Source organism: Psychrobacter sp. ENNN9_III, assembly GCF_001462175.1.
GTDB lineage: Bacteria > Pseudomonadota > Gammaproteobacteria > Pseudomonadales > Moraxellaceae > Psychrobacter.
Map to the genome: position 1 here is coordinate 1 of NZ_LNUO01000016.1, position 8,828 is coordinate 8,828.

Consider the following 8,828-nt stretch of genomic DNA (forward strand, 5'->3'; position numbering starts at 1 on the left):
TTTCCCAGCCACTGTGCTGGTTTTTTTGTGGCTAATTTTTGTTGTACTTTGTGATTTATCGGCTCCTACTTTGAGTCGCGTTCACCATAAAAATTGAGTAGAAGCCAAAAGAGACCATACTCTACTCGTTTGCAAAACAGAGAATAAATTGTGCTATTCTGAAGCTAACAATGATCACGAGCAAGGATGCCAACTGATGAATACCAGTTCTGAAAATAATGCCCCCAGTAGTACCGTCCCTCCATTATGGCAAGCCGCGTATGAGAAGTACGGACTAAGAAACAATCTAAATGTGTTAGAAGATAAGCATAACCTGCTAGATTTATTACAACCAAAGATTGATCAGCACAGCGGCTCTGTGGCCTTTAGTATGGGTCCTGCCACGTTGAGTTTTGCGCAATTAGATATCGCCAGTCGTCGCTTTGCCGCCTTTTTACAAGCGCAGGGCATCAGTAAAGGCGATCGTATCGCTGTCCAACTGCCCAATATATTGCAGTATGCCGTGGTATTGCTCGGCTGCTTGCGGGCAGGAGCGGTACTGGTCAATGTCAATCCTATGTATACCCACTATGAGTTGGCGCATCAGCTGACAGATGCACAAGCTTGCGGTCTTATCATCCTAGAGGGCATGGACTCAGCTTATGAGCAGCTAGACGATGACATCAAGGCGCAGCTGCAATGGGTTGTAAGATGTTCTATAGATCCGCATGCTGCCCCCTCTGACAATGATATAGCTTTATTAAGTCAGCTTAGCGCCAAGCCAGCCGACAACTCATCCATAATAGAATCAGCGGCGGCTAATACGTTAGACTCAAAGGACTATATAAAATTTGCGCATATCTTACAATCGCAGCGCGCAGAAGACTTTAAAGACGTCACCATCGAGCGCGAAGATTTGGCATTATTACAATATACAGGGGGCACGACTGGTAAGCCAAAAGGCGCCATGCTGACGCACTATAATGTCATGGCCAATGTCTGTCAGTGTTATGCGATGTTTGGCAGTGCGATTGAAGCGGGACGTCGCGAGCAGATTAAGATACTCAACCCGTTGCCGCTCTATCACATCTTCTCTTTTACCGTTTGCGGCTTGCTGGGAATTTATGGCGGTTGGGAGGATATATTGGTCACCAACCCACGCGATATCGATGGGCTAGTCAAGACCATTGAGCAGCATCGTCCACATGTCATTCCATCGGTTAATACTTTGTTTATCGGTATGCTGCATCATCCAAAGTTTGCCAGCCTTGATTTTAGTCGCTTGGCGCTATCTATCGGTGGCGGTACAGCGATTATTAAAGCGGTCTCTGATCAATGGCAACAAGTCACTGGTAGGATTATCAATGAAGGGTACGGCATGTCTGAAACTTCTCCTGTCATCTCTTTTAACCCACCTGGTATTAGCCATTTTAATGGTAGTGTTGGTCTGCCACTAGCCATGATGGATATCAAAATCATTGATGAAAATGACTCAGCATGTGCGATTGGCGAGCCTGGAGAGGTAGGGATAAAAGGCCCACAAGTAATGCGCGGTTATTGGCAACAAGATAATACCAACACCTTTACCAAAGATGGCTATTTTAAATCAGGTGATATCGGGGTAATGAATGAAGAAGGGTTTTTGACGCTAGTGGATCGCAAAAAGGACATGATACTAGTCTCAGGATTCAACGTTTATCCTAATGAAGTAGAAGCGGCATTGACCGCGCATCCAAAAGTGCTTGAAGTGGCGGTAATCGGTATTGCAGATGAGCATAGTGGCGAGGTGCCAAAAGCCTTTGTGGTCAAAAAAGAGGCAAACTTGAGCGTAGAGGAGTTACAGGCTTTTGCAAGCGAGCGTTTAACAGGTTATAAGCGCCCGCAATCATACGAGTTTATCGATGAGCTACCTAAGACTGCGGTAGGTAAGATACTGCGTAAGTCTTTACGTTAGTAGTGTGAAAAAGTACCAGTAAACTATTTCCGTTCGGTTTTATCATATTTGCGGTCACTTAAACTTAAGTTGCCGCGCAAGACGTCACCATACATACGAAAGTCGCTGACGAAGCTTTGTAATGGGTATTTAAACGTGGCTGGTTTATTTTTTTCAAAAAAGAAATGTCCAGCCCAAGCACAAGCATACCCTGCTGCAATACCTTTGAGTAAAGGTTTTGGCGAGCGCGTCTTAACCGACTTTGCTAGTCCTAATAAACCAAAACTACTACCAGCAAAATGCAGACGGCGACAAATAATGTTTTGATGCTCATTTAAATAAAAATCGTAAAATCCCTGCTCAGAGACAGGGTCTACTTTGGTGATATCTGTGCCAACAATTGCATCTTTTGTCTCTATGTTGGCAGTAGCTCGAGATTGAGTACGGGTAGATTGATTCATGATGGCAGCTTCCTTTGCTTATTATTTGGACTAACAGAGAACTATCAATACTTGGTGACTACATCAATAAAGGAAGATCAACAATGTAATTCAACAATAAAATAGACACCAAGATAGAAGTTACAGCTATTAATAGTCATTCTAAATTATCAATGTTACTGGTTAATAATATGACTTATTTAGAATGTAGTAAAGGGTTATAATGAACACAAGTTATTGAATGTACCTTAATAGAAATGCTTTAATAGCAAAGCTTGTCTGCGACACTACGTTAAAAATTTAAGGCTTGTAAACTTGATATCCAAAGCAAGTATTATCTATTACAACACTTGTGGTTACGACTATATTCTTATACACCATCCTACAGGATAACGATTTTTCCTATGCTCAATCCTACGCTTAGTAATGACATTATAGATTCGCCTCTCGCTGATGATGAACTGATGGCTGCTATCGATATCGGTTCGAACAGCTTTCATTTAGCTATTGCTCGTCTTGATCATGGAGAAGTGCGAAAAGTAGTCTCCATGTCCGAAAAAGTACAGCTAGCAGCAGGATTAGATGAACATAATATCTTAAGCGCTGCTGCTGAAAAGCGAGGTCTAGAATGTCTTAGCCGCTTCGTTGCACGTCTGGACTCAGTCTCTGCTTCGCGCATACGTGTCGTTGCAACAAATGCGCTGCGCCAGGCGAAAAATGCCAATGATTTTATAAAGCGGGCCAATGAGATACTACCCAAGCCAATTGAAATCATCTCTGGACGTGAAGAGGCGCGACTGATATATCTTGGTGTTTCTCACACCAATGCTAGTAGTGATAAGCGTCTGGTTATCGATATCGGTGGCGGCTCCACTGAGTTTATTATTGGAAAAGGTTTCGATCCATTATTGACTGAAAGCTTACAGATGGGCTGTGTGGCCTTTACAAAGAAGTTTTTTGCAGATGGGCAAATTACCAAAGAGAATTTTAATCGTGCTATCGTTGCGGCTCGCAAAGAAGTACTGGCTATTAACGGCCAATACCAAAAGACAGGCTGGAGTAGTGTGGTTGGCTCTAGTGGTACGATTAAAGCCGTGCGTAATGTGCTGGTATCTAAAGGCTGGTCAGATGAGCAAGAGCGCGTCACTTATCAAGGGGTCAAAAAATTAGAAAAACTGCTTATCAAAATCGGTGATGTAAATGACATTGAGTTAGAAGGTGTGAAAGAGCACCGTAAGGCAGTGTTTCCCGCAGGCGTAGCGGTACTACGTGCTACGATGAAAGTGCTTGGCATTGAGACTATCGTTTACTCTGATGGCGCGCTACGAGAAGGAGTAATGTATGACATGCTTGGACGTTTGGCTAGTGAGGATGTCCGTGACCGTAGTGTACTTGCATTAATCAAACGCTATTCAGTGGACAAAAAACAAGCCAGACAAGTGGTTAGAACCAGCCGCCATTTGTTCAAACAAGTCAAAGATGACTTACAATTGACCAATGATGATGCTGACGTATTGAGACGGGCAGCATATCTGCACGAGATTGGTCTTGCAATTAGCCATAGCAGTTATCATAAGCATAGTGCTTACTTGCTTGAATACTCGGACATTCCGGGGTTTTCGCAAGTCGACCAAAAGCGTATGGCACAGCTGATGCTCAACCATAGACGCAAGCTCAAAAGCGATATGCTTGAGCAGACATGTATCATTGGCGGTAATGATTTGGTCTATCTATGCTTACTACTAAGGCTTGCGGTCTTAGCGCATCATAGCCGTAGTGAGTATGATCTACCTGACATGCGCCTTGTCATCACGGATACCAACTGCTGGCAAATTACTGTCAGTACCGACAAAAAGCACTATGCATTCTTGTTTTCAGATCTTTGTGTAGAGACTGAACAGTTTGCAAAATGGGGTGTTAAGCTCAACGTAATTGAGGCCACGTTATCTGCCTAGACGTTGGGCGTTGATTAGTTAATTAAGCCAATTAATTACATTACAAAAGCATTGTTAAATGCCACAGTATATAAATTGTGCTACTATAAGTTTTATTGAGTTTACAACTGTACTTTATTTAGCCTCAAATAATTCATGACACGTAGTAACATATAAATTATACAAAACGATAGAAAGGAAACGTCTATGAGTACCGTCTGGGATAGCGTTCAGCTTGCACGGCATGCCAAACGTCCATTATTTATGGACTATGTCAATCAGCTGTTTACAGAGTTTGATGTATTGCATGGTGACCGTGCCTATGCCGATGACAAAGCAATTGTAGGTGGATTGGCCCGCTTGGATGGTATGCCAGTCATGGTCATTGGGCAACATCGTGGTCGTAGTACGCGCGAACGCATTGCTCATAACTTCGGTATGGCAAACCCTGAAGGTTATCGTAAAGTCATACGTTTGGTAAAGATGGCAGAGCGTTTTAATATTCCCTAATGACTTGTATTCCCGTAATGACCTTTGTCGACACGCAAGGTGCATACCCTGGTATTGGTGCCGAAGAGCGTGGGCAAGCGCAAGCGATAGCAGAGAGCATTGCTGTATTCTCGAGTTTAAAAGCTCCTATTATTGTCACTATCATTGGTGAAGGCGGCTCGGGCGGTGCATTGGCAATTGGGGTGGGTGACAAAGTAAACATGCTGCAAAACAGTATTTACTCCGTTATTTCTCCTGAAGGCTGTGCTTCAATCCTATGGAAAACGGCAGAAAAAGCGAAAGATGCAAGTGAAGCTTTGAAGTTGAATGCAGATAACTTGTATCAACTGGGACTCATTGATGCGGTCATCGAAGAAGGTGAAGGCGCACACGTCCATCCACAGCCAGTAATGAACTCTCTTAAAGCGCTACTGCTAGAACAGCTTGATGAAATCAAAGACATGGATGCAGACGCTCGTTGCGAGCAGCGCTACGAAAAGCTCAAAACCTTTAATTCAGAGGTCATGCTGCCTTGCTAGCTGTGTAGCATAATACTGATTTGTTATTACTTTTGTTTGATGACAAGCGTTTGGTCCTAGGCGGTTACTCTTAGTGATAGAATAAAAAGTGATAGAATAAAAACGCGCTACTTGATGGCGCGTTTTTTCGTTTTAAATTTACCTATATAAGCGTTTTTTCGTTTTTAAATTTACCTATATAAGATTGATTATGACCAGTCGCGCTATTCTAAACCATCCTATCAAGCCAGTAGCTCAGTTGCCAATCGATGATAATCTGGCAGAGGCATTATTGGTTAGTATGGCTGAGTATAGTAATCAATTACACGGTCGGCGTATTTGGCTGGCATGTAGTGGTGGGCGAGATTCGTTGGCATTAGCTGCGCTATGTGTGCAGTTATACCGACAGGGCAAGCTGCCGTTTTTGCCGCAATTATTGCATGTTGATCATGGACTGCAAGTAGATAGTGGTTATTGGGCAGAGCATGTCGCCAATTGGGCACGCGCTCAGCAGCTACCGTGTCAGGTGCTAATGGCAAAAGTTGACGGTCATGATGAGCAAGCGGCGCGGCTGGCACGTTATCGTGATATGCGCGCCCATATTAATCAAGATGATGTGCTACTCTTGGGCCATCATGCTGATGATCAAGCTGAGACGGTGCTCATGCGCTTGATTCAAGGGGCAGGGGTGAATGGCCTGTCAGGTATGCAGGCGTGGCGAGTGCAGACCCAAAGCATGCATCGCAACATACTGTGGCGGCCTTGGCTGTCGGTACGTCGCTCTACTATCAGTCACTATGCTCGGCAATTAAAGCTGCCTTATATCGATGACCCTACCAATGACAGCGGTGATAATGTGCGGAGTGGGCTGCGCTGCGATATCATGCCAGCACTTGCTACGTATAACTCAAATGTTATTGATAATATTGCTCGCAGTGCGCAGCTACTCGCGGATGCTCAGGCTATCGTGAGCGATCAAGCCGCACAAGACTTGCAGCAGACCGCTATTATTCCGTTGAATTGTCCACCAGCGCAACGTGTGCTAAATATCGATAAACTGCACTCATTGCCTATCTATCGTCAACGCCAACTCATACATACTTGGCTCACGCAAGATGAACCACTGCCACCGACTAAGCAACTTGTAGATAATGTTTTGAATTTAACTGAGCGTAATGATCACGACCATCAAACCCAATTAGACTGGCAGGGCAGTAAGCAGACTTATACTATCCGCCGTTATCGTCAGCAGCTATATCGTCTTAGCAGTAGTTGGCTTACATGGCTAGCGCTACCACTTACTGCACACACCCAAACGTTACCTTGTTTAAGCTTGCCTCAAAAACATGCCATGATGGTGACGTTACGCACAGGCAAAGGTGCCAATTGGCAATTAAAAATCGCGCTCAATACGTTGATACACTTTATAAATGATAGATTTATAAGCGATAATATTATAAGCGATAAAGATAAGATTGAGCTGACGTGTACACCATTAGGGCGGCAGCAGCGCGTTCAAACCACGCTAGCCACTCGTCCGCAAGCGGGCAAAAAACTCTATCAAACACTGGGCGTGCCTGTCTGGCTGCGTGATAGCTTGGTGGTTGTCAGTATTGTCTTCGCTCATAAAGATGAGGCGTTGCCGTTATTGCTAGTATCACCATTTGAAAGTTGGGTACTAGGGACTGATAAGGCGTTGGCAAACGTTACAAATGATAGTGTTTTCTTAGCTAGTGCTATCAAAAATATCTTAAGCATATAGTCAGTATGCAATAAAATCGTTACGTTCATCGATTTTTTCAGGTGATTGGGCTATAGATAAATTTCTTTAATGCTCGTGGCAGTATGGTAGACTAAGTGTCATTTCAGTGGTCACACTAATGATCATAATATACTTTATATTGTTAGAAACTACATCTTTGAATACCTTTGCGTTTTGTGAGTGAGGAGCAGTAATGTCAATACTAGATAATAAAAAAATCAGCTTTATCGGTGGTGGAAACATGGCGCAAGCCTTGATAAGTGGACTTATCGCTTGCGATGTCAAACCAAGTCTAATTACGGTTGCTGACCCTAGTAGCGAGGTGCGTGAGCAATTGGTTGCTAAAGGGTTGAATGCGGTTGATCCAACAGCCGATGCAAAAGCTGCTGTTGTTAATGCTGATGTCGTTGTCCTAGCGGTAAAACCTCAAGTCATGAGACCTGTTGTCAGTGCTTTTGCTGATGCCCTAGACAAACAATTGGTAGTGTCAGTGGCAGCAGGCTTGTCGACGGACCTTTTGTCAGACATGCTGGGCGGCTATAGCAATATCGTACGTGCGATGCCAAATACACCTGCGATGATTCAGATGGGTGCGACTGGTCTGTACGGTACAGATAACATTAGTGCAGAACAAAAGCAATTGGCCACCGCAGTGATGGAAGCTTCAGGACTGGTCATGTGGGTCGATGATGAGACGCTTATGCATGCCGTGACGGCAGTTTCTGGTTCAGCACCCGCCTATATGTTTTACTTTATCGAATCGATGGTTGATGGCGCCGTCGCTTTAGGCTTGAATAAAGAACAAGCGTCATCACTGGCAATGCAAACGATGCTGGGCGCTGCCAAAATGGCGATGAATAGTGATGATACACCTGCTGAGCTACGTCGTAAGGTCACTTCGCCAAACGGTACGACCCAAGCGGCAATTGAGTCAATGCAAGCCAATGAGATCGGACGTCAAATCGGTGAAGCTATGCAAGCTTGTTACGATCGTAGTCAGGCCCTTAGTACAGAAAATAAATAAGAATTTGGAGCAATAAAATTCTTTTTTAATATAAATAAGCCACCATTTTAACAATCTTTATCCGTGGCACATTGAGTAGCGTTTTATGAACAACACCTTGTTGCAAATTTTTGACTTAGTGACTACCTTCGCTATGATGTTGGTATTTATCCGTTTTATGCTGCAGTTTGCTGGGATGGATGAGAGAAACCCTATGATTGCGCCTGCTTACAAGGCCACGCGCATTGTAGATACGTTTGGGCGTATCTTTCCGACAGTCGCGCAAGGGCGTATCAGTATTGCGGCCATTGTATTAATGTTTTTAATCCGTCTCATTGATATCTCAGGCAAAGCGGCGCTGATGCATAAAGGTATAGCACCTGCGCCGCTGTTTTTTGCTGGTACCACCAGTTTGATTTTAGACTTTTTACGTATGTGCCGCTATTTGGTCATTGGTTCTATTATTGTGAGCTGGATTGTAGTATTCACCAGATCTGAGCACCCTATCATTGGCATCATTATCAACTTAGCTGAGCCTATTTTAGCGCCGTTTCGTCGCATCACGCCAAACCTAGGCATGCTTGATTTATCACCGATGGTTGCCTTTATTGCTTTTCTTTTACTCGAGATGTTTATCGGCGGTTTGGCCTCAAGCTTTATGCCGATGTTAGGCTAAACTCTATTACGTATTGATTATCAAGTACACTTATCGACATATTCTAAAAACTGCCTAACACAAAAAAGACGCTCTTATTATAGGGCGTCTTTTT

Annotated in this window: 6 protein-coding genes and 1 pseudogene; 6 read left to right on the forward strand and 1 reads right to left on the reverse strand. The window is 43.8% G+C overall.

Annotation, left to right across the window (positions count from 1 at the left end; translation table 11 throughout):
* Nucleotides 1-196 precede the first annotated feature (196 nt).
* Nucleotides 197-1,933: an AMP-binding protein gene (locus PENNN9_RS00980; protein ID WP_058367911.1), complete on the forward strand. Its 1,737-nt coding sequence runs from the start codon at nt 197-199 to the stop codon at nt 1,931-1,933.
* A 23-nt stretch (nt 1,934-1,956) separates the two neighbouring features.
* Here the strand turns inward: PENNN9_RS00980 and PENNN9_RS00985 are convergent, their stop codons facing one another.
* The gene (locus PENNN9_RS00985) at nt 1,957-2,373 is read right to left on the reverse strand and encodes a DUF962 domain-containing protein (protein ID WP_058367912.1); all 417 of its coding nucleotides are present in this window, start codon (nt 2,371-2,373) and stop codon (nt 1,957-1,959) included.
* 383 nt (nt 2,374-2,756) lie between these two features.
* Between PENNN9_RS00985 and ppx the strand changes: the two genes are divergently transcribed.
* The 5 genes and pseudogenes from ppx (at nt 2,757) to PENNN9_RS01010 (ending at nt 8,734) form a co-directional block, all read left to right on the forward strand.
* Nucleotides 2,757-4,307 carry an exopolyphosphatase gene (ppx, locus tag PENNN9_RS00990; RefSeq protein WP_058367913.1) on the forward strand — a complete coding sequence of 517 codons (1,551 nt, stop codon included), beginning with the start codon at nt 2,757-2,759 and terminating at the stop codon, nt 4,305-4,307.
* A gap of 186 nt (nt 4,308-4,493) precedes the next feature.
* A pseudogene (locus PENNN9_RS00995) lies at nt 4,494-5,314 on the forward strand (acetyl-CoA carboxylase carboxyltransferase subunit alpha).
* Nucleotides 5,315-5,504: 190 nt separating this feature from the next.
* Entirely contained in the window at nt 5,505-7,055 is a 1,551-nt protein-coding gene (tilS, locus tag PENNN9_RS01000) for a tRNA lysidine(34) synthetase TilS (RefSeq protein ID WP_058367914.1), read from the forward strand.
* Nucleotides 7,056-7,248: 193 nt separating this feature from the next.
* Complete coding sequence (proC, locus tag PENNN9_RS01005) at nt 7,249-8,079, forward strand: pyrroline-5-carboxylate reductase (RefSeq protein ID WP_058367915.1); 831 nt, start codon at nt 7,249-7,251, stop codon at nt 8,077-8,079.
* Nucleotides 8,080-8,164: 85 nt separating this feature from the next.
* Nucleotides 8,165-8,734, forward strand: a complete 570-nt coding sequence (locus tag PENNN9_RS01010) for a YggT family protein (protein WP_058367916.1) — start codon at nt 8,165-8,167, stop codon at nt 8,732-8,734.
* The last annotated feature ends 94 nt before the right edge of the window (nt 8,735-8,828 follow it).

Coding starts and splice junctions, on each gene's coding strand:
- proC (WP_058367915.1), top strand. CDS start 7,249: ATGTCAATACTAGATAATAAAAAAATCAGCTTTATCGGTGGTGGAAAC.
- ppx (WP_058367913.1), top strand. CDS start 2,757: ATGCTCAATCCTACGCTTAGTAATGACATTATAGATTCGCCTCTCGCT.
- PENNN9_RS00980 (WP_058367911.1), top strand. CDS start 197: ATGAATACCAGTTCTGAAAATAATGCCCCCAGTAGTACCGTCCCTCCA.
- PENNN9_RS00985 (WP_058367912.1), bottom strand. CDS start 2,373: ATGAATCAATCTACCCGTACTCAATCTCGAGCTACTGCCAACATAGAG.
- PENNN9_RS01010 (WP_058367916.1), top strand. CDS start 8,165: ATGAACAACACCTTGTTGCAAATTTTTGACTTAGTGACTACCTTCGCT.
- tilS (WP_058367914.1), top strand. CDS start 5,505: ATGACCAGTCGCGCTATTCTAAACCATCCTATCAAGCCAGTAGCTCAG.